The sequence below is a fragment of the Dyella sp. GSA-30 genome (assembly GCF_027924605.1).
GTDB lineage: Bacteria > Pseudomonadota > Gammaproteobacteria > Xanthomonadales > Rhodanobacteraceae > GSA-30.
In genome coordinates, this window is sequence record NZ_AP027042.1 from 131,661 (window position 1) to 151,869 (window position 20,209).

Consider the following 20,209-nt stretch of genomic DNA (forward strand, 5'->3'; position numbering starts at 1 on the left):
GCGTTATTGCAGGCTATCGCTCAGGATGCGCGGCGTCACGAAGATCAGCAGCTCAGCCTTGTCGTTCTGGCGCTTGGTATTGCGGAACAGCACGCCGATACCCGGAATATCGCCCAGCCCCGGCACCTTGGTGACGGTGTTCTGCTTGGTGATTTCATAGATACCTCCGAGCACTACCGTCTGACCGTTGTCGACCAGCACCGACGTGTTGATTTCGCGCGTATCGATCTGCGGTACCTGACCACTGCCGGGCACGGTGATGAACTGGTTCAGCGCGTCCTTCTTCACATTGATCGTAAGGTAGACGCGGTTGTCGGCGGTGATGGTCGGCGTGACCTTCAGCTCCAGCACCGCATCCTTGAACTGCACCGTCGCCGTACCGCTGCCGGCAGCACCGGACGAGCTGTTCTGATAGGTGACATAACCGATTTCCGTACCCTGGCGGATGACTGCTTCCTGCTGGTTGGCGGTAATCACACGCGGACTGGAAACCACCTCGCCCCGGCCTTCGAGCTGCGCTGCCGAGAGTTCCAAATCCAGTGCGTAATTCTTGCCGAGCAGCGCGAAGCCGAACGTACCGCCCTGGGTGCTTGAGGGCAGGTTGACGTTGAGCGGGCTCAGCGTTGTCTGGCCACCACTGGTCGTCGGCGGGGTCAGCGTGCCGCCCACGCCGATCTGCTGGCCGCTGGGATTGGTACGGATTGCCGAGGCGCCGAACTTCGCACCCAGCTCGCGAGTGAAGTTGTCGGTCGCCACCACGATGCGCGATTCGATCAGCACCTGCTGCACCGGCTTGTCCAGCACGGCGATGACATCGCGCAGCTCGTGAATCTTCTGCGGCGTGTCGTTGATCAGCAAGGTATTGGTACGCTCATCGAACGACACACTGCCGCGCGAGGAGAGGAACCCGCGGCTGCTGTTGTTCGAGCCACCGGCGCCGGCACCGTTCTGACCCTGCATGCTGTTCTGGGTCAGCAGCTTGGCGATGTCCTTTGCCTTGCCATAGCTGATCGGCACGTAGTCGGTGACCAGCTCGGCATTGTCTTCGGCCTTCAGTCGGGCATCGGCGACATCCTGCTCGTACTTGGCAAGCTCGGCCTGCGGCGCGATCCAGATGACGTTGCCGTTACGGCGCTTGTCCAGGCCCTTGGCACGCAGCACGACGTCCAGTGCCTGGTCCCACGGCACGTTGACCAGGCGCAGCGTGACACTGCCGCCGACCGTATCGGAAGCGACCAGGTTCAGCTGCGAAATATCGGCCAGCAGCTGCAGCACCGAACGGGTCGGGATGTCCTGGAAATTGAAGGTCACACGGCTGCCGTTGTAGGCCGGCTCCTGGCCACGTGCCAGCTTGGCGTCGGCCTTGGGATCCTTCTTCTTCGGTGCGATTTCGACCACGTACTGGTCGGCGGTCTGGTAGGCCGACGTGTCGATATCGCCCTTCACCGCGATTTCCAGGCGCGCGCCGCCAGCGCTGCCGCCCTTGCTGGTGATCGACTGCACCGGGGTAGCGAAATCAAGCACGTCCAGGCGCTGCGCCAGGTTGGCCGGCAGATTCACATGACTCAGGTTGACGACAACCTTGTCGCCCTCCTTCTTCATGTCCGCGTTCGCGCCATTGCCGTTGAAGTTGATCAGCACACGGCCTTCGCCGTTCGGTCCGCGACGGAAATCGATATTGGAGACCGCCGCGCCCGCCGATGCGGACGGCAGGGCCTTCGACGGGTCGATGGTGGACGCCGTGGTGGTCGTCTGCGAATCGGTACCGTTGCTGATGATCAGCGACAGGCTGTTGCCGTCGACGTGCGTGCGATAGGACGACTCGCGCTGCAGCTCGACGATAACGCGTGTGCGGCCACCGGCAGCGATCGCCGACACGCCGTTGGTCGTGCCCTTGCCGATATCGAGATGACGCGGCGCGGCGTTGTCGGTATCGGCAAAATCGATCGCGATACGCGGCGGGTTGCCGGTCGTGAAGATCTTCGGCTCAGGCACTGGCCCTTGCGAGAAGTTCAGATGCAGCTCGACACGCCCGCCGGGCAGGGTGTCGTAGCTGATGTCTTTGAGCGTGGTGCTCGCTGCGGCCGCGGCGTTCGCCCAGGCGGCACCGAGAATCAGCAGACCAACACTCAGGCAACGGCTCGCTTGGCGCATGACACGATTCCGCACAGGTTTGATGTGATAAGTCATTGGATCAGCCCCTGTATCTCTTATTTCTCGCCAAGCGCGATGCTGGCCGGACGTTCCATCCAGCCACCATTTCCGTTGGAGACCAGTTCCACCAGATCGATGTGGTCCTCGCTGATTGCGGTGACCCGACCGTAGCTCTGGCCCATGTGTTCGTTGCGGTGTACGCGATGGATCACGCCGGTGGGATCTTTCACCAGCACTTCCATCGAAGCGCCGCCCCCCACCGTGCCAACCATCTTCAAACTGTCGAGCGCGAACATTTCCAACGGTTCCTTGGCACGGTTTTCATCCGGACGCGGACCGCTGTTGGCGGGCTGCAGTTCGGCCGCGCTCGGGCTGAAAGGATCGCGATTGCTCTGGTCGCTATAGGTGAACGTCTCGAAGGTCTTGATGACCGGCAGCGGCGGAATCGGCGCACCTTTCTTGGCCTTTTCCTGGGCAACCCATTCACGCAGATCCGAATCGCTACTGCAGGCGCTCAAGGTCAAAGCCACACCCAGCAGCAAACTCATGCGCATGACCGGCACCCGTTTGATGGCAGAGAAGATCATCATTTCTGCCCCCCGGCGGCCTTGGTCGGCGCCTTGCCATTGGCCGGCGCGTTCTTCGCCTTGGCGTCTGCGGTTTCGTCGTCTTCAAGATAGCGATAGGTCTTGACCGTGCCTTGCAGCACCAGCTGACCGTTGCTCGATACGGCCGTTGCGCTGGGCTTGCTGCCGCTGGCGGCACCCTTGGGCGTCAAGGACACATCGTGCAAGGTCAGAATCACCACGCGCGGCAGCGATGCCACGCCGCTGATGAAGGTGCCGAACTGGTGGTAGGTACCCACCATGCGCAGCGTGATCGGCTTTTCCGCGTAGAAGTCCTTCGGCGTCTCGGCACCGGGCTGGAACAGCTCGGTTTCCAGGCCGGCGGACAGGGCCGTTTGCGAAATATCGATCAGCAGTTCCGGCATCTCGGTCTTGCTGGGCAGCTGGCGCAACAGCTGGCGCAGCATGTCCTGCATCTCGTCGAGCTGCTGTTGCAGCGCCTCGAGATTGACCGCCTTGGCCTGCTTCTGCGAGAACTCCTGGCGCAGCTGCTGTTCCTTGCCCGTCAGCTGGGTCATCTGGTCCTGCTGGTCGCTGATGTACAGATACCAGCCGAGCAGGACGATCACCGCAAAAACCAGCACGGTGAAGAAAATCTTGATCGATTGCGGCCAACCGCCAATGTTGTTGCGGTCAAGGCTGCGCAGGTCATCGATGAACTTCATGCCTTGCCTCCCGCAGGTTGGGCGGCAGCCGGTTTGGCAGCGGTCGCGGGTTTGGCGGGCGCAGCAGCAGGCGCGGCTGCCGGGGCCATCGCAGCGGAAGGAACCGGCGGCTTGGCGGCCGGCGCGGCCGAGGTACTGGCTGCAGCGGGCATGATCGGGGTCTTGTCCGGATCCTGGTCATCCGACTTGGGGCGGCTCAAGGCCACGTCCAGGCCGAAGGTATACGGCATGCGCGAATCGCCGTGGGTGTTTTCGGTCTTGCGCAGATCGGCGTGTCCCATCCACGGCGACGACTCGATATTGCGCATGTATTCGGCGACGCTGGCATTGGACTGGGCGACGCCTTCGAGTGTCATCGAATCGCCGCTCTGCTTGAGACCACCCAGGCGCGCACTGGCCGGGATCGTCTTCACCAGCTCGTCGAACAGATGCACCATCTGCGAACGGTTGGCCTGCAGCTGTTCGATGATCTGCTTGCGTGCCAGCAGGCGCTCGCGAACCTTTTCCAGATCCTTGATCTTGGCGATGCGCTCATCGAGCTGCTTGATCTCGCCCTGAAGGTACGTATTGCGGGCGGTCTGGTTGTCGATGCGCATGTTCATCACCGTCGCCCAGACGCCGACGCACAGCAACGCGATGACGAACGCCGCGCCAAGCTGCATGAAGAACTCGCGCTCTCGCTGCTTGCGGCGCTCGATGCGCCACGGAAGGAGGTTGATATGTGCCATCAGTCAAAGCTCCTCAACGCGAGACCGACGGCGATCATCAGGGCCGGAGCATCCTGCGCCAGCGACTGCGCCTGCACGCGCGGCGACAGCGACATGCGCGCAAGCGGATTGGCGACGATGCACGACACGCCCAGTTGATCTTCGAGCATGGGACCCAAGCCGTCGATCGAAGCGCAGCCGCCGGCCAACACGACCTGATCGACCTTGCTGTATTCGCTGCCGGCAAAGAAGAACTGCAGCAGGCGGCTGATCTGCTGGATCAGCGACTCCTTGAACGGCTCCAGCGCCTCGCTCTCGTACGAGTCGGGCAGGCCGCCCTTGCGCTTGGCGCGGCCGGCTTCCTCATAGGAAAGACCGTAGCGGCGCATGATTTCATCGGTCAACTGCTTGCCACCGAAGACCTGTTCGCGCGAATAGATGGTGCGCTGATTGCGCAGCACCGACAGCGTGGTCATGGTGGCGCCGATATCGACCACGGCCACCAGCGCATCGCGACCGACATTGAGCTGGTCGGCCAGCATCGCGAAGGCGTTTTCCATCGCGAAAGCTTCGACGTCGATCACCTTGGCGGACAGGCCGCCCAGATCCAACGCGGCCACGCGCATGTCGACGTTCTCGGTACGCGAGGCGGCCAACAGCACGTTATTCATTTCGGGGTTGTCGCGTACCGGACCGAGCACCTCGAAATCGAGGCTGACTTCGTCGATCGGATACGGGATGTACTGGTTGGCCTCGACCTGGATCTGGCCTTCCAGATCGTCGTCGCTCAACTCGCTCGACATCGGGATGATGCGGGTGATGACCGCTGACCCCGCGACTGCCGCCGAAGCGTGCTTGAGCTTGGAGCCGGAACGCGCCAGCGCGCGGCGGATCGCTTCGCCCACCGCCTCGACCTCGACGATGTTCTTTTCGACCACGGCATTGGGGGGCAACGGCTCGACCGCGTAATGTTCCACGCGATAGCGGTTACCGGCCTGACTTAGCTGCAGCAGCTTAACGGCGGTCGAACTGATGTCGACGCCAATAAGCGGCGGCTTCTTGGGTGTAAAGAGCCCCACGATTTTCCCCCTTGCCCCTGAACGCCCCGTCTTGTGTGGCGGGTACGCTCTTGCATTAAATCCAAAAATTAACGTAATGGCAACGGCCTACGGCAACTTTCTCGACTCTATGGCGTGACGCCATCCACACTTGAGCGAAGTTAGCCGATGGCTCGTTTTTTGCTCTGTGGGCCGCTGCTCATGGTGCGAATACTGCAACATCTATACTCTGTCGTGTTTTGACTCAGGTCTCGCAAACTCCACACCATGCGAATATTTAAGCGAATGCTGCGCTGGGCATTGATCCTGGCTTTCACCGGATTGCTGCTGGCCGTAGCCGCAGTCGGCGTAGCTTATTGGCTGATCGCCCCCCGCCTCCCCTCTGTGGCCGTCCTCAAGGACTACCACATGCAGGTACCGCTCAAGGTACTGACCGCGGATGGCAAGCTGATTGCGACTTTTGGCGAAACTCGGCGTATCCCGGTGGCCATCGCCAATGTGCCGGACCGGCTCAAGCATGCTGTCCTGGCGGCCGAAGATGCCGAGTTCTACAAGCATCCAGGCGTCGATTGGCACGGTATCGCCCGTGCCGGCTGGCATGTGGTCACCTCCGGCGGCGACAAGGGCCCCGGCGGCTCGACCATCACCCAGCAGGTGGCGCGTAACTTCTTCCTGAGCCCGGAAAAGCTTTATTCGCGCAAGCTGACCGAGATTTTCATCGCTTTGCGCATGGAGAACGAGCTGACCAAGGACCAGATCCTGGAGCTCTATCTCAACAAGATGTTCCTGGGCCACCGTTCCTACGGCGTGGCGGCTGCCGCGGCTTATTACTATGGCAAGTCGCTCGACCAGCTGACCATCGCCCAGTGCGCCATGATCGCCTCGACCTTCCAGTTGCCCTCGGTGGTCAACCCGATCAACAGCCCCAAGCGCGGCCTGGGCCGCCGGAACTGGGTGCTGGGCCAGATGCTGGAAAACCACTACATCACCAAGGCGGAGCACGATCAGGCCGTCGCCGAGCCGAACGACGCCTTCCCGCACGAGCAACCGATCGAGGTCGACGCCCCCTACCTGGCCGAGATGGTGCGTCTGCAGGCCATCGAGCGCCTGGGCAACGATGCGCTGACCGAGGGCTACGTAGTCAAGACCACAGTGGTCAGCTCGCGCCAGCAACAGGCCGTCAATGCGGTACGCTCCGGCCTGGTCATATACGATCAACGCCATGGCTGGCGCGGGCCCGAGGGCCATCAGGAGCTTGCTCCCGATGCCTCGCATGACGACTACGACCGCGTGTTGTCGAGCTATACCGATATCTCGGGTATGCAGCCGGGCATCGTCACCGACGTCTCGGCCACTGAAGCCTCCGTTTACCTGGGCACGCGCGAGCCGGTGAAGCTGGGCATGGACGCGGTCCGCTGGGCGCGCCCCTACATCAGCGACAGTCGCGTTGGTGCCGCCCCCAAGGACGTTGCCGAGGTATTGAAGCGGGGCGACATCGTGCGCCTGTCGCGCAACGACAAGGGCGAGTGGCAGCTGACCCAGATCCCCAAGGCCCAGGCCGCGCTGGCCTCGGTCAACCCCGAAGATGGCGCCGTCCAGGCGATTGTCGGCGGCTTCAACTTCCTGCGCAGCAAGTTCAATCGCGCGGTGATGGCGGCACGCCAGCCAGGCTCCAGTTTCAAGCCGTACATCTATTCGGCAGCCTTCGAACGCGGCTTCAACCCGGCATCGATCGTCAACGACGCGCCGATCTCCCTGCCGGACCCCTCGCGCCCCGGCGGCGTGTGGACCCCGTCCAACGACGACGACAAGTTCGACGGTCCGATCCGCCTGCGCGAAGCCTTGGTCAAATCGAAGAACCTGGTGTCGGTGCGCCTGCTCGATGCCATCGGCGTGCGCTACGCACGCGATTACGTCACCCGCTTCGGCTTTGCTCTGGACGCCCTGCCCGCCAATCTCTCGATGGCGTTGGGCACGGCCTCTGTCTCGCCGATGAGCATGGCGCGCGGCTATAGCGTCTTCGCCAACGGCGGCTATCTGATCACGCCGTACTTCATCAGCGAGATCGACGATCGCGATGGCAAGGCGGTCTATCTGGCCAACCCGGCGCGCGCCTGCCGCACCTGCCAGGAGCGCCTGCTGGACACCCGCCCGGTCGGCCCGCCGCCGCCCGATACGCCCGCCACCAATGGCGCGACCGTCGCCAGCGCCTCCAGCAGCGAAACGCCGAGCGCCTCGGCCAGCACCGGTGTGGTGCTGCCGGCCGATGCGCACGAAGGCAACAAGCCGCCCGTGCTGGCCCCGGAAGTGATCGATGTCCGCAACGACTACCTGATCACCTCGCTGATGAAGGACGTGGTGATTCGAGGCACGGGCGCTGCGGTGAAGGTCCTGGGCCGTGACGACCTGGCCGGCAAGACCGGCTCGACCAACGACCATCGCGACGCGTGGTTCGCCGGCTTCAATGGCGATCTCGTCACGACGGTATGGGTCGGTTTTGACGACTTCTCGTCGCTGGGCCGCGGAGAATTCGGCGCCAAGGCCGCCTTGCCGATCTGGATCGACTACATGGGCGCCGCCCTGAAGGACCAGCCCTCGACCACCTTGCCGATGCCGCCCGGCATCAGTACGGTACAGATCAACCGCTCCAGCGGCTTGCCTTCGGACCCAGGCGACCCGAACAGCATGCCTGAAATGTTCAAGGTGGAAGATGTGGACCGCCTGCGCCAGCAGGCCCAGCAGCAGAAGGAGGATCCGGACCAGCAACACGCGTACGACATTTTCTGACGCTCAAAGGGTCCGGACCCGAAGTTGCCTGCCCTGCGAAGGCAGGCAACCTTGGCATCCAAGGCCTTAAGGCCATCGCATCGAATGGCCGCTCCCCCCATGCAACCTGACTGAGGAGGGAAAGACATGGCGCGAGGCGAACATCATCGCATCCATGCCCAGGACCGTGTACAACGCAACCGTCTGCGCGTAGCCCAGGAAGCGGCTCGCCTGATGAGCGAACACGGAATCCGCGACTTTCATCATGCCAAGCTCAAGGCCGCCGAACGACTCGGCGTACACGACGCCCAAGCCCTGCCGCGCAATAACGAAATCGAAGACGCCCTGCGCGAGCATCAACGTATTTTCCACGGCGACAGCCAACCCCAACTCTTACGCGAACGCCGCGAAGCGGCCGTCGAAGCGATGCGCTTTCTGGCCGATTTCGAACCACGGCTGGTCGGCGCGGTACTGGAAGGCACGGCCGATGCTTATTCGGCGGTCTGCCTGCATGTGTTCAGCGACACACTCGAAGCGGTCACGCTGTTTCTGCAGGAACGCGGCGTTCCGGTCGACGTACAGACACGGCGCCTGCGTGTCACCCGCGACGAACAGGTCGAATACCCGGTGCTGCTGTTTGCTGCCGACAGCCTGCCTTTCGACTTGACCGTACTGCCGCGCGATGCGTTGCGGCAGGCACCCCTGGACCGTGTCGACGAGAAACCGATGCGGCGTGCGTCATTGGCGGTGGCCGAAGAGTTACTGGCCGAAGCGGACAATGACGAGGATGCGTTCGAGAGGAAATTGGCGGCGGCTTTGCGCTAGTTAGGCAAGGGCGCCCCCTCACCCAACCCTCTCCCCCGGCAAAGCCAGGGAGAGGGGACTGACTGAGGTAACCCATCAATCTTGCGCAACCTGCTCCCTCTCCCCTGGCTTTGCCGGGGGAGAGGGCTGGGGTGAGGGGGAGCTCTTAAGCTCTTCATCCAACAAAAAAGCCCCGGCAAAACCGGGGCTTTTTTTACATCACGCCAAAACCTCAGCGCTTATCCGAAGCCACGTAGTTGCGGACATCGGCACCCGTATAGATCTGACGCGGGCGACCGATACGCGAACCGGGCGTTTCATGCTGCTCAATCCAATGCGCAATCCAGCCGGCGGTACGCGCGATGGCGAACATCACGGTGAACATCTCGGTCGGGATGCCCAGTGCCTTGTAGATGATGCCCGAGTAGAAATCGACGTTCGGGTACAGCTTGCGCTCGACGAAGTAATCGTCCTTCAGCGCAGCCTCTTCGAGCTTCATGGCCACATCGAGCAGCGGATCGTTGACGCCCAGTTCCGCCAGTACCTTGTGGCACATCTCGCGGATGATCTTCGCGCGCGGATCGAAGTTCTTGTAGACGCGGTGACCGAAGCCCATCAGGCGGAAGTTGTCGTTCTTGTCCTTCGCGCGCTTGACGGCGGTCTCGACCTTGTCGGCCGTGCCGATCTCTTCGAGCATCTTGAGCACGGCTTCGTTGGCACCGCCGTGTGCCGGACCCCACAGCGCCGTGATGCCGGCGGCGATCGAGGCGTACGGGTTGGCTCCGGTCGAACCAACCAGACGCACGGTCGAGGTCGACGCGTTCTGCTCGTGGTCGGCATGCAGGATGAACAGCAGGTCCAGCGCCTTGGCGGCCACCGGGCTCATCGCCAGCGGCTCGCTCGGCACTTCGAACATCATGTGCAGGAAGCGGTCGACGTACTCGAGGTTGTTGCGCGGATAGCGCATCGGCCAGCCGATCGAATAGCGGTAGCAGGCCGCAGCGATCGTCGGCATCTTGGCTATCAGACGCACGGCGGCCAGCTTACGGTCGGCCGGATCGTCGACGTTGAGATCGTCGTGGTAGAACGCCGACAGCGAAGCGACCGAAGCGGCCAGCATGGCCATCGGGTGGGCGTCGTGATGGAAGCCCTTGAAGAAGTCCTTCAGCGACTCGTGCATCATCGTGTGATGCGTGATGTCGTTTTCGAAGTTGCCGAAGTCCGTCTTGTTCGGCAGTTCGCCGTTGAGCAGCAGGTAGGCCACTTCGAGGAAGTTCGACTTCTCGGCCAGTTGCTCGATCGGGTAACCGCGATAGAGCAGCACGCCCTCGTCGCCGTCGATATAGGTGATCGCGCTCTTGGTGCTGGCGGTGCTGCCGTAGCCCGGGTCGTAGGTAAAGTGGCCCGTGTCCTTGTACAGCGTGCCGATGTCGATGCACGCCGGACCGAGCGTGCCGCTCAGCAAGGGTAGTTCGCTGCTGCGCTGATTGGACTCATCCACCAGCTTGACGATTTTAGGATCGGACACGAAAACCTCCTTACACGAATGTCGTCGCCAGCGGCCGCGGGGGCTTCCGTTGGCGGGGTTAGGCGTATCGCTGCATGGGGAAAGCGGCGATACAACTTTCCTATTATCGCACCACAGCAAACAACATTCGATAGCGGATGGTTCGGCAGGCAGACGCAAAAAAACGCGGGGCGAGCCATGGCTCGCCCCGCGTCGGTATTTCAGGTCAAGCCGCCCGGGGGCGACCAGCCGGCATACTTACTTCGCGCTACCTGCGTAACGACGACGGAACTTGTCGACGCGGCCGCCCACGTCAAGCGTCTTCTGCTTGCCGGTGTAGAAAGGATGGGAATGGCTGGAGATATCCACCTTGATCAGCGGGTACTCGTTACCGTCTTCCCACTTGACGGTTTCCTTGGAGGCGATCGTCGAGCGCGTCAGGAACGCGAATTCGGACGACAGATCCTGGAACACCACCTGCCGGTAAGTTGGATGGATATCGGGCTTCATGGCTAGAACTCTGCAAAAGCGGTGGGTGAAAAGAGCGGCAGTATATCGAGCGAAGGCTTGGGGCGCAAGTTGACCCGCCCCGCCTCAACCTTCCGCCCCCAGGGCCCGCCGTACCATGGCCGCAAATCGCGCCTGGTCTATCTCCAGCACGATCCTGGCGTTGGCCGGCTTGCCCAGGCGGTGCGACCAGTCGACCACCGTCGCTCCGCGGGTGAGGCGGCCGTCCAGCTCGACCGCGACATGGCGGTCTTCGGCCCGGGTCACGATGCTCGGGTCGATCGCCACGGCCATCGCCAGCGCATCGGCAGCGATGATGCCCCGGCGCTCTTTTTTACTGTTGAACAAGCGCGCCGTACCGAACACCTGACCGAAGAACTGGGCGCGCTTGTCGCCCCTGGCCAGCCAGCCATCGAATTCGGCTTCGTCAAAAGCGTGGCGCAGCGTAGCTTCCCAGTCGACCAGCTCGAAAAACGGAAAAGCCTCGAACACCACGTGAGCCGCTTCCGGATCGAAGCCGACGTTGAACTCGGCCGGCACGATGTTGGTATTGCCATGCCCGGTCACCGCACCACCCATGATCACCAGCCGCTTTACGCGCTGCGGCAGCGTCGGATCGATGCGCACGGCCAGGGCCAGATTGGTCAGCGGTGCCAGGGCGATCAGGGTGAGATCGGGATGCTCACGGGTCAGGCGAATCAGCGCCAGGGCGGCAACTTCATCCGATGCCTGGGCCTTGGGCTCGCCAAAACCCACGTCGCCAAAACCGTCCTGGCCATGCACGAAGGCGGCGTCTTCTTCTGGCATGCGCACCAGTGGCGTCGGGCAGCCGGCAAATACGGGAAACGTACCCGCCACCAGATCGACCAGCGTCCGCGCGTTGCGCACCGTATGACCCAGACCGACATTGCCTGCCGCCACGCTCAAACCGAGCACCTCGGCGTGCGCGTGCGCCATCAGGATGGCCAGGGCATCGTCTACGCCGGGGTCGGTGTCGATCAAAAGTTGAGGTTGAGACATGGTCTACTCGTCAAGGCGCTCGTTCTGCGAGCTCTAAATGGTAAACAGTAAACGGGGCGAGCGACACCGCGACTAGCCCGTCTACGCGTGCGCATACCGCGCAGCACCGCCCACCCAGCGCTCGATCAGCCGTTCCGCCTGCTGCGGATGCTCCTTCAACAAGCGCTCACCAATCGCTTGCACCGCCGGCAATAGATGGCCGTCGCGAGCAAGGTCGGCAATACGGAAACTGAGCTGGCCGGTCTGGCGCGTACCGAGCACTTCACCGGGGCCGCGCAGTTCCAGATCTTTTTCGGCAATGCGAAATCCATCATTGGTATCGCGCATGACCTGCAAACGCTCCCTGGCGAGCTGACCCAGCGGCGGTTGATACAGCAGCACACAGTTGGAGGCGATCGCACCGCGGCCGACGCGACCACGCAACTGATGCAGCTGCGCCAGACCCAGGCGCTCGCTGTTCTCGATCACCATCAGACTGGCATTGGGCACGTCGACGCCAACTTCGATCACGGTGGTCGCCACCAGCACGGCAAGCTCGCCGGCCTTGAACGCATCCATGACGGCCTGCTTTTCCTTGGGCTTCATGCGCCCATGGATGATGCCGACCCTGAAGCCTTCCAACGCCGCGGAGAGTTCGGCGTGCGCCACTTCTGCGGCCTGCGCACGCAGCTGCTCGGATTCCTCGATCAGCGTGCATACCCAATACACCTGCCGACCTTCGCCACACGCAGCATGGATGCGCTCGATCACGTCGTAGCGGCGCGCATTGGAAATGGCAATCGTCTGCACCGGCGTGCGGCCGGGCGGCAATTCGTCGATCGACGACACATCGAGATCGGCATAGGCGCTCATCGCCAGCGTGCGCGGAATCGGCGTGGCCGTCAGCACCAGCTGATGCGGTACCTGATCGCCCTCCAGCCCCTTGTCACGCAGGGCCAGGCGCTGATGCACGCCAAAGCGATGCTGCTCGTCGACGATGACGAGACCCAGGCGCGCGAACGCCACACCCTCCTGCATCAAGGCGTGCGTGCCGATCACAATGGACGCGCCTTCGGCCACGCGTTGCAAGGCTTTCTTGCGCGCCGTGCCCTGCACCTTGCCGGCCAGCCATTCGACCGCGACGCCCAGCGGCTCCAGCCATAAACGAAACAGGCGCAGATGCTGTTCGGCAAGCAGCTCCGTCGGCGCCATCAACGCCACCTGATAACCGGCCTGCACAGCGGCCAATGCCGCGAGCGCAGCCACCACGGTCTTGCCGGAGCCGACGTCGCCCTGCACCAGCCGCAGCATCGGCTTGGGCTTGGCCAGGTCCGCCGCCACTTCGGCCTCCACGCGCGCCTGCGCTCCGGTCAACTTGAACGGCAAGTTCTTCAGCAATCGCTTGTGCAGATCGCCACGCGCCGCGAGCACCGGAGAACGGCGACTGCGCACTGCAGCACGCATGCGCTTCAGGCTCAGGTGTTGGGTCAACAGCTCTTCGAAGGCCAGACGCTGCTGCGACGGATGGCGCCCTCCAATCAGATCGGCAACCACCGCATCGGGCGGTGGACGATGCACAAACATCAGGGCATCGCGCAACGAGCCGAGTCCGTACTTCGCGCACAGCTCGGCGGGTATCAGCTCAAGCCGGTCGTCCTGAGGCAATACGGCGAGCGATTTTTCGATCACTCCAGCCAGACGTTTCGGCCCCAACCCCTCGGTCGTCGGATAGATCGGACTGAGCCGATCTTCCAGCGCTGGCGCGGCATCGACGTCGATGCGCTGATATTGCGGGTGCACCATCTCCAGGCTGTTGGCCACCCAGCGCGCTTCGCCATAGCAAAGCAGACGCGAACCGCGCTTGAGTTGCTCGACCTGGGCGCGATGAAAATGAAAGAAGCGCAGCACCAGCAGCGTGTCGGAGGCATCGCGAATGGCCACCTTCAGCTGCACGCGACCGCGGTAGCCGTGCTCGACCGACTCGATGATGCCGGTGACTTGCGCCCGATCGCCCGGACGCAAATCGCCGATGGACGTAACGCGCGTACGATCCTCGTAGCGCAAAGGCAGGTGAAACCACAGGTCCTGCACGCGCTCCAGACCGAGCTTCGCCAAGGTTTGCGCAAGCGCCGGCCCGACGCCGGGCAACGTCGATACCGGCGCAGCGCCTGGGTCGGCAACAGGATCGGGAGTGACGGCGCGAACGGGCATGACGAAGAGCCTAACCGAGCCCGCCATGATGGCGTAACCCGGAACGCATCATCCTTGGTGTCGGCGTGCGCTTAATCGAGCACCATCACCGCATCGACTTCCACCTGCGCGGCCTTGGGCAGACCCGAAACCTCGATGGTGGAGCGCGCCGGGAACGGCGCCTGGAAGTACTCGGCCATCACCTGGTTGACGGTGGCGAAGTTCGCCAAGTCGGTGACATAGATGCCGACGCGCACGATCTTGGCCAACGAACCACCGGCAGCCTCGGCCACAGCCGTAAGATTGTCGAAGACGCGACGCGTCTGCGCGGCGATATCGCCTTCGATCAAGTTGCCCGTCGCCGGGTCGAGCGGGATCTGACCGGAGAAGTACACGGTGTTGCCGGCCTGCACGGCCTGCGAGTAGGGGCCAATGGCGGCGGGAGCTTTGTCGGTGGAGATGATGCTGCGGGACATGGGGACCTCGTGGAGTCGCTCGCTGGGCGAGCTGTAAAGGGTAAAGAGTAAAGGGGAAGAGCCCAAAGCGTCACCCATGGCTCTTCTCCTTTACTCTTTACAGGCGACGCAGTCGCCGGCTTTACAGGCCGCGTAGCGGCCGACTTCACCGCTAAAGCGGATACCGATACGCCCCACTCACCACGCCCGTCCGCCGAACGCGACGAATCACATCCGCCAGATGCTTGCGGTTCTTCACTTCGATGGTGAACAGCAGCGTAGCCGCCGCCGCATCGCGCTCGACATATTCGACGTTTTCGATATTCGAATCGGCGGCCGCGATGGCCGCCGCAACCGTCGCGAGAACACCAGGACGATTGATGACTTCGATGCGTAGCTCGGCGCGGTAGTCGCCCTGTACATCGCGGTCCCATTCGATGGCCACGCAGCGTTCGGGCGATTTGCGCAACTCGACGACATTAGGACATTCGACGCGATGCACGACGATGCCCTTGCCCGAAGACAGGTAGCCGATGATCTCGTCACCAGGCAACGGGTGACAGCAATTGCCGAAGCTGAGCACGCCGCGCTCGGCACCGGTGATGCGGATTTTTTCCATCACATGCGGCTGCTGCGGCGCACCGCCATCCTTCTGCCGCCCGCGCGCCTCCATCAACTGGTTGGCGACGATATGCGGCATGCGGTTGCCCAGCGCGATATCGGACAACAATTCTTCCAGGCGCTTGAACTTCGACGCCTCAAGGAAACGATCGAGCACCTTAGGCGGAATCGCATCCAGGCTGCTGCCCAGCGCGTCCAGCGCACGATCGAGCATGCGATGGCCGAAGTCGACAGCATCCTCGTGCTGCAGGTGTTTCAGATACTGGCGAATCGCCGTGCGTGCCTTGCCGGTGACCACCGACTCCAGCCATGCCGGGTTCGGCACGGCGGACGGTGCGGTAATGATTTCGACCAGTTGCCCCGATTCCAGTCGCGTACGCAACGGCAGCAGCTTCTTGTCGACGCGCGCCGCCACCGCGTGGTCGCCAACGTCGGTGTGCACCGCGTAAGCAAAATCGAGCGCCGTCGCATTGCGCGGCAACGACAGGATGTCGCCACGCGGCGTGAACAGGTAGACCTCGTCCGGGAACAGGTCGATCTTGACGTTCTCGATGAACTCCGCCGAGGAGGCGGTGTTCGCCTGGCTGTCGGCCAGCGAGGAAAGCCATTCGCGAGCACGCGCCTGCGCACTGTTGGCCGGCGCCGAGTCAGTCTTGTAGGCCCAATGCGCGGCCACGCCGCGCTCGGCGACCGAATCCATCTCGGCCGTGCGAATCTGCACTTCGATCGGCGCACCGAACGGCCCAAGCAACACCGTATGCAACGACTGGTAACCGTTGGCCTTGGGGATCGCGATGAAATCCTTGAAGCGGCGATCGACGGGCTTGTATAGCGAGTGCACGGCGCCAAGCGCCATATAGCAACTCATCGCGCTATCGACGACCACGCGAAAACCGTAGACATCCATCAGCTGCGCAAAACTCTTGTGCTCGTTGCGCATCTTCGAATAGATGCTCCACGGCGACTTGATCCGGCCGACCACCCGTGCGGACAGCTGGTCGGCCGCCAGCCGCGTGGAAAGCGCGGTTTCGATCTTGCCCATCGCTTCGCGGCGATTGCCCAACGCCGCGCGGATACGCTCGCTGATGACGCGATAGCGATCCGGATGCAGTGCGCGGAAGCCCAGGTCCTGCAGCTCCGCCTTGAACTTGTTCATGCCCAGACGCTGCGCAATAGGCGCGTAGATTTCCAGCGTCTCGCGCGCGATACGCCGGCTTGAGACGGCATCTTTCGCGCCCAGCGTGCGCATGTTGTGCAGGCGATCGGAGAGCTTGATCAGGATCACGCGGATATCGCGCGCCATCGCCAGCAGCATCTTGCGGAAGCTTTCCGCGTCCGCTTCCTGGCGGCTGGAAAAGCTCATCTTGTCCAGCTTGGTGACGCCGTCGACCAGCTCGGCCACGGTTTCACCGAATTCGCCGGTCAGCTCGGCACGGCTGAGCTGGGTGTCTTCGAGGGTGTCGTGCAGGATCGCGGCGATGATCGTTTCGGCGTCCAGGCCGAGCTCGGCCAGGATGCCGGCCACCGCGATGGGATGGGTGATATAGGGCTCGCCGCTCTTGCGGGTCTGCCCCTCGTGCGCCTGCGCGCCCACTTCATAGGCACGCAGCACCCGCTCCACCTGCGCTTCGGGCAGGTAGGCAACACGTTCTTTCAGCGCAAGCACGTAGGGCGGCAGCGTCGACGATTCCGTATCGGACGTGGCCGCCGTCATGAGGGTTGGTCGGCGCCCACTCAGGCAGCCGCCTCCATGCGTTTGGACGAACGGTTGGCGTGCTGTGTCCAGCGCCACATCGCACCAGCAGTGCCGGCGCGCCATGAACGCTGACTACAGACGCCGCCATCCATCAGTCGTCTCCGCCCTTGGAGAGATCATCATCGACCTCGGCGGCAGCCCATTCCAGGGCCTCACGCTCGGCGCGCTCGCGCTCGGCACGATCGATTTCGTCGATGGTAGCCTGGTCGATGCGGCGGTCGGCGATCTCGCGCAACGCCAGCACGGTCGGCTTGTCATGGTCGGGGTTGACCGCCGGCTCGGCACCCTTGGCAAGCTGGCGGGCGCGCTTGGTCGCCATGAGCACCAGCTCAAATCGGTTGTCGACCACCTCTAGGCAGTCTTCCACGGTAATGCGGGCCATAAGAAATCCTGAGAGAAAAAAGCTACTTAAGTCGAGGTCCAGTGTAGCGATCCGCCGCTTGGCTGGCAATGCGCTAACCTCGTATGATGCCCGGTTCTGAAGGGGTCGCGCCAGGACGGTCCACCCGGGGCGAAAGGAAATCGAAGGCCCATGTATAATAAAAAACTAAACAGTACACTTATGCAGCTCCCCCGATCGCTGCGGACCCCGACTCCGATGCCCTTACAAACCTATTTTAATGTGCTCAAACGCGGGGCCGTCCTGGCTGCGATCGTGTTGCTGGCTGGCTGCGCCATTGCCAAGCCGCGCACCGATGACCCGATGGAAAAGTTCAACCGCAAGGCCTATCACTTCAACGATCAGCTCGATCAGGCGGTGATTCGACCGGTGGCGGTGGGTTACCGCAGCATCACCAATCCGCCGGTGCGCCGCTCGGTCAGTGATTTCTTTACCAATATCCGCATGCCGATCACCATCGCCAACGACCTGTTGCAGGCGCGGCCGGTGCATGCGGTCCAGGGTACCGGGCGTTTCCTGGTCAACCTGACGCTGGGCGTGGGCGGCTTCTTCGATCCGGCCAGCCAGCTCGGCATCCCGCTCAATGAAACCGATTTCGGCATCACCCTGGCCCGCTGGGGCGTTCCGGAGGGCGATTACCTGGTGCTGCCGCTCGTCGGCTCCACCACGGTGCGCGATGTCTGGCGTTTGCCGGTCGACAGCTATTTCTTCGATCCGCTGAGCTACTACTCGCGCAACCACAGCTTCAAGGCCGGCCAGTACTACCTGCCGCAGGTGATCTACCTGGTGACCCTGCGTGCCCGCGCCATCGACGCGGAGAGCTTCCTGGCCTCGGCTTACGATCCGTACGTGTTCCTGCGTGACGCCTACCGCCAGCAGCGCCTCTACCAGATCTATGACGGCAACCCGCCAAACGACGTGATCGAGCAGATGCAGGGCAGCAACGACAAGAACTTCGATCCCGACGAACTGCTGAAGGAACAGCACGAGTGGGAACGCAAGAACGACACGAACGACAAGCCGAGCAATAACTGAGGCTTGGACATAAAAAAGGGGCCGCAAGGCCCCTTTTTTTTGCCTCGGGCAAACCCTCAGCCGAGCAAACTGTCCACTTCGCACACCTTGGCAAGCTGCTGCATGCCCTGCGGGACATGCCGCACCCGCACCTTGCCACCATTGGGGGCCAGCACCGCCAGTACGCAGGCCAGACCGGCACTGTCGCTGCGGTCGACGCCCGCCAGATCGAGCACCTGGCGCCCCGGCAAGGCGGCGCGAATCGCCTCCAGCGCGGCGGCGGCGGTGGCAAAGGTCAGCGCCCCCGATACGCTGACCGTATCGGGGGCGCTCTGTACGACCTGGAAGCTCTGGCCGCTCATCACTTCGACTGCTTGCTGTCCTGCTCGAGCGTCTTGAGCGCATTGGCGCCCTGCGACTCCAGCGTCTTGATCAGCTGATCCAGGCCGGCCTTCTTGATCTCGGCGTCCACCTGGTTGCGGTAGTTGGTGATATAGGAAATGCCTTCGATCACTACGTCGTAGGCTTTCCAGGCGCCATCGCTGGTCTTGCGGAAGGCGTAGTCGACCGAGACGGTCTTGCCGTCGTCCAACAGCACCTGCGTACGCACCAGGGTGCGCTTGGGATCGAGGTCGCCCGCGAACGGCAGCACCTTGATGCGGCCACGGGTGTAATTCAGCAGGCCCTCGGCATAGCGATGCGTAATGGACTCGTAGAACGCCTTGGCGAAGCGGCTGCGCTGCTCCGGCGAGGCTTCGCGCGCATGCGTGCCCAGTACCAGGATGGCGGCATAGTCCACGTCGAAGTGCGGCAGGAACACGTCGTCGATCACGGCGATCAGCTTTTCCTTGTCCTGGGACAATTCCTTCTGATGGCCTTCGATGGCGCTCCCAAGCTGGTCGGTGATGCTCTGCACGACCTGCACGGGCGTCTGCTGGGCAGACGCTGCCGCGGGGGCATTCTGGGCAAAGACCGGGGCGGCAGTGACGCCGGCGAACGCGATCGCGGTAGCGAGGGCCAATCTGCGCAACATGGAAAACTCCTGGAAAAAGTGACTCGGAATGGTCGACATGGAGGCGACCGCGCCCCGGCTCAATGCTTGCCCGATGAGGAAGAACCAGCCGGCTGGCTGTTACCGTCCTTCTTGTCGCTGGGCGAACCGTTCACCAGGAACTTGCCGATCAGGTCCTCCAACTGCATCGCGGACTGCGTCAGGATCAGCGAATCGCCGTTCTTGAGCATGTCCGGCGAGCCGCCGGGCTGGATCGCAACGTACTGGGTGCCGATCAAACCGCTTGTGAATACCGCGGCAGCCGAGTCGTCCGGGATCTGGTTGTACTGGTTGTCGATGGCCAGGATGACATAGGCGTCGAGCTTGACCGGGTCGGCCTGCACGGACTGCACGCTGCCGATCGCCACACCGGCCATCTTCACCGGCGCGCCCACCGAGAGCGAGCCCACGTTGGAGAAGCGCGCCTTGACCGTATAAGTGCCGCCAAGCTTGTCGGCCGAACCACCCGCGCCGAAGAACTTGCCGAGCATCTCCTCGAGCTGCTGCGCCGGCTTGGTCAACGCCAGCGTGCCGCCCTCGGCGACGGTTTTCTTGGACGCGCCGTACTGGATACCGACGTACTGGTCGCCGAGCAGGCCGCTGGTGAAGATCGTGGCGACCGAGTCGTCCGGAATCTTGTCGAAACGCTTGTCGATCGACAGCTTCACGTCAGCTTCTTCCTTGGCTGGATCGAGCGTGATCGACTGCACCTGACCCACGCGCACGCCGGCGATCTTCACTGGCGCCCGCTCCTTGAGCTGGCCGACGTTGGCGAAACGGGCATCGATGGTGTAGCTGCTGCCCTGATGGCTGTTGGCCACCGAGGTAGTCTGCGTGGCGAGATACGCCAGCGCGGCAAAGCCGAGCACGATAAACAAGCCGGTGCCGATGGCGAACGAAGGTCTCTGGCTCACGGCGCGGTCCTCGAA

General features: G+C 62.9%; 18 protein-coding genes. 3 read left to right on the plus strand and 15 right to left on the minus strand.

The annotated features are described in order from the left end of the window. Positions 1 to 3: 3 nt before the first annotated feature. The 5 genes from QMG46_RS00590 to QMG46_RS00610 are packed head-to-tail and all read right to left on the minus strand — an operon-like array spanning position 4 to position 5,231. Entirely contained in the window at positions 4 to 2,154 is a 2,151-nt protein-coding gene (locus QMG46_RS00590) for a type IV pilus secretin PilQ (RefSeq protein ID WP_281850478.1), read from the minus strand. Between the two features lie 56 nt (positions 2,155 to 2,210). After that, positions 2,211 to 2,744: a pilus assembly protein PilP gene (locus QMG46_RS00595; protein ID WP_281850479.1), complete on the minus strand. Its 534-nt coding sequence runs from the start codon at positions 2,742 to 2,744 to the stop codon at positions 2,211 to 2,213. After that, complete coding sequence (gene pilO, locus QMG46_RS00600) at positions 2,741 to 3,445, minus strand: type IV pilus inner membrane component PilO (protein WP_281850480.1); 705 nt, start codon at positions 3,443 to 3,445, stop codon at positions 2,741 to 2,743. The genes QMG46_RS00595 and pilO overlap by 4 nt, the downstream gene beginning before the upstream one ends. Next, on the minus strand, positions 3,442 to 4,173 hold the full coding sequence (locus QMG46_RS00605) for a PilN domain-containing protein (protein ID WP_281850481.1): 732 nt from the start codon (positions 4,171 to 4,173) through the stop codon (positions 3,442 to 3,444). Before QMG46_RS00605 ends, pilO begins: the two co-directional genes overlap by 4 nt. Then, positions 4,173 to 5,231: a pilus assembly protein PilM gene (locus QMG46_RS00610; RefSeq protein WP_281850482.1), complete on the minus strand. Its 1,059-nt coding sequence runs from the start codon at positions 5,229 to 5,231 to the stop codon at positions 4,173 to 4,175. Before QMG46_RS00610 ends, QMG46_RS00605 begins: the two co-directional genes overlap by 1 nt. Positions 5,232 to 5,477: 246 nt before the next feature. Here QMG46_RS00610 and QMG46_RS00615 point away from each other — a divergent pair, with 246 nt between their 5' ends. After that, a complete protein-coding gene (locus QMG46_RS00615; RefSeq protein ID WP_281850483.1) occupies positions 5,478 to 7,997 on the plus strand; it encodes a penicillin-binding protein 1A in 2,520 nt (839 codons plus the stop codon). A gap of 126 nt (positions 7,998 to 8,123) precedes the next feature. Continuing rightward, entirely contained in the window at positions 8,124 to 8,801 is a 678-nt protein-coding gene (locus QMG46_RS00620) for a hypothetical protein (RefSeq protein ID WP_281850484.1), read from the plus strand. A 211-nt stretch (positions 8,802 to 9,012) separates the two neighbouring features. Here QMG46_RS00620 and QMG46_RS00625 read toward each other — a convergent pair whose 3' ends face one another. The 7 genes from QMG46_RS00625 to rpoZ form a co-directional block, all read right to left on the minus strand. Then, entirely contained in the window at positions 9,013 to 10,308 is a 1,296-nt protein-coding gene (locus tag QMG46_RS00625; protein WP_281850485.1) for a citrate synthase, read from the minus strand. A gap of 237 nt (positions 10,309 to 10,545) precedes the next feature. Continuing rightward, the gene (locus QMG46_RS00630; protein WP_281850486.1) at positions 10,546 to 10,797 is read right to left on the minus strand and encodes a type B 50S ribosomal protein L31; all 252 of its coding nucleotides are present in this window, start codon (positions 10,795 to 10,797) and stop codon (positions 10,546 to 10,548) included. A gap of 84 nt (positions 10,798 to 10,881) precedes the next feature. Further along, positions 10,882 to 11,814 carry a nucleoside hydrolase gene (locus QMG46_RS00635; RefSeq protein WP_281850487.1) on the minus strand — a complete coding sequence of 311 codons (933 nt, stop codon included), beginning with the start codon at positions 11,812 to 11,814 and terminating at the stop codon, positions 10,882 to 10,884. Between the two features lie 81 nt (positions 11,815 to 11,895). Then, entirely contained in the window at positions 11,896 to 14,004 is a 2,109-nt protein-coding gene (gene recG, locus QMG46_RS00640) for an ATP-dependent DNA helicase RecG (protein WP_281850488.1), read from the minus strand. 71 nt (positions 14,005 to 14,075) lie between these two features. Continuing rightward, a complete protein-coding gene (locus tag QMG46_RS00645; RefSeq protein WP_281850490.1) occupies positions 14,076 to 14,459 on the minus strand; it encodes a RidA family protein in 384 nt (127 codons plus the stop codon). Positions 14,460 to 14,610: 151 nt separating this feature from the next. Continuing rightward, positions 14,611 to 16,773, minus strand: coding sequence for a RelA/SpoT family protein (locus QMG46_RS00650; protein ID WP_281850492.1), 2,163 nt, complete (start codon positions 16,771 to 16,773; stop codon positions 14,611 to 14,613). A 133-nt stretch (positions 16,774 to 16,906) separates the two neighbouring features. Further along, positions 16,907 to 17,197 carry a DNA-directed RNA polymerase subunit omega gene (gene rpoZ, locus QMG46_RS00655; protein ID WP_131152024.1) on the minus strand — a complete coding sequence of 97 codons (291 nt, stop codon included), beginning with the start codon at positions 17,195 to 17,197 and terminating at the stop codon, positions 16,907 to 16,909. 216 nt (positions 17,198 to 17,413) lie between these two features. Between rpoZ and QMG46_RS00660 the strand changes: the two genes are divergently transcribed. Continuing rightward, positions 17,414 to 18,250 carry an MlaA family lipoprotein gene (locus QMG46_RS00660; protein WP_281850494.1) on the plus strand — a complete coding sequence of 279 codons (837 nt, stop codon included), beginning with the start codon at positions 17,414 to 17,416 and terminating at the stop codon, positions 18,248 to 18,250. 56 nt (positions 18,251 to 18,306) lie between these two features. Here the strand turns inward: QMG46_RS00660 and QMG46_RS00665 are convergent, their stop codons facing one another. Genes QMG46_RS00665 through mlaD form a run of 3 tightly spaced genes read right to left on the minus strand, consistent with a single transcriptional unit; the run spans position 18,307 to position 20,194 of the window. Beyond that, entirely contained in the window at positions 18,307 to 18,591 is a 285-nt protein-coding gene (locus QMG46_RS00665; protein ID WP_281850495.1) for an STAS domain-containing protein, read from the minus strand. Further along, positions 18,591 to 19,262 (minus strand): MlaC/ttg2D family ABC transporter substrate-binding protein, encoded by a 672-nt coding sequence (locus tag QMG46_RS00670; protein WP_281850496.1) that lies wholly within the window; start codon positions 19,260 to 19,262, stop codon positions 18,591 to 18,593. The genes QMG46_RS00665 and QMG46_RS00670 overlap by 1 nt, the downstream gene beginning before the upstream one ends. A 59-nt stretch (positions 19,263 to 19,321) precedes the next feature. Next, a complete protein-coding gene (mlaD, locus tag QMG46_RS00675; RefSeq protein ID WP_281850497.1) occupies positions 19,322 to 20,194 on the minus strand; it encodes an outer membrane lipid asymmetry maintenance protein MlaD in 873 nt (290 codons plus the stop codon). Between the last annotated feature and the right edge of the window lie 15 nt (positions 20,195 to 20,209).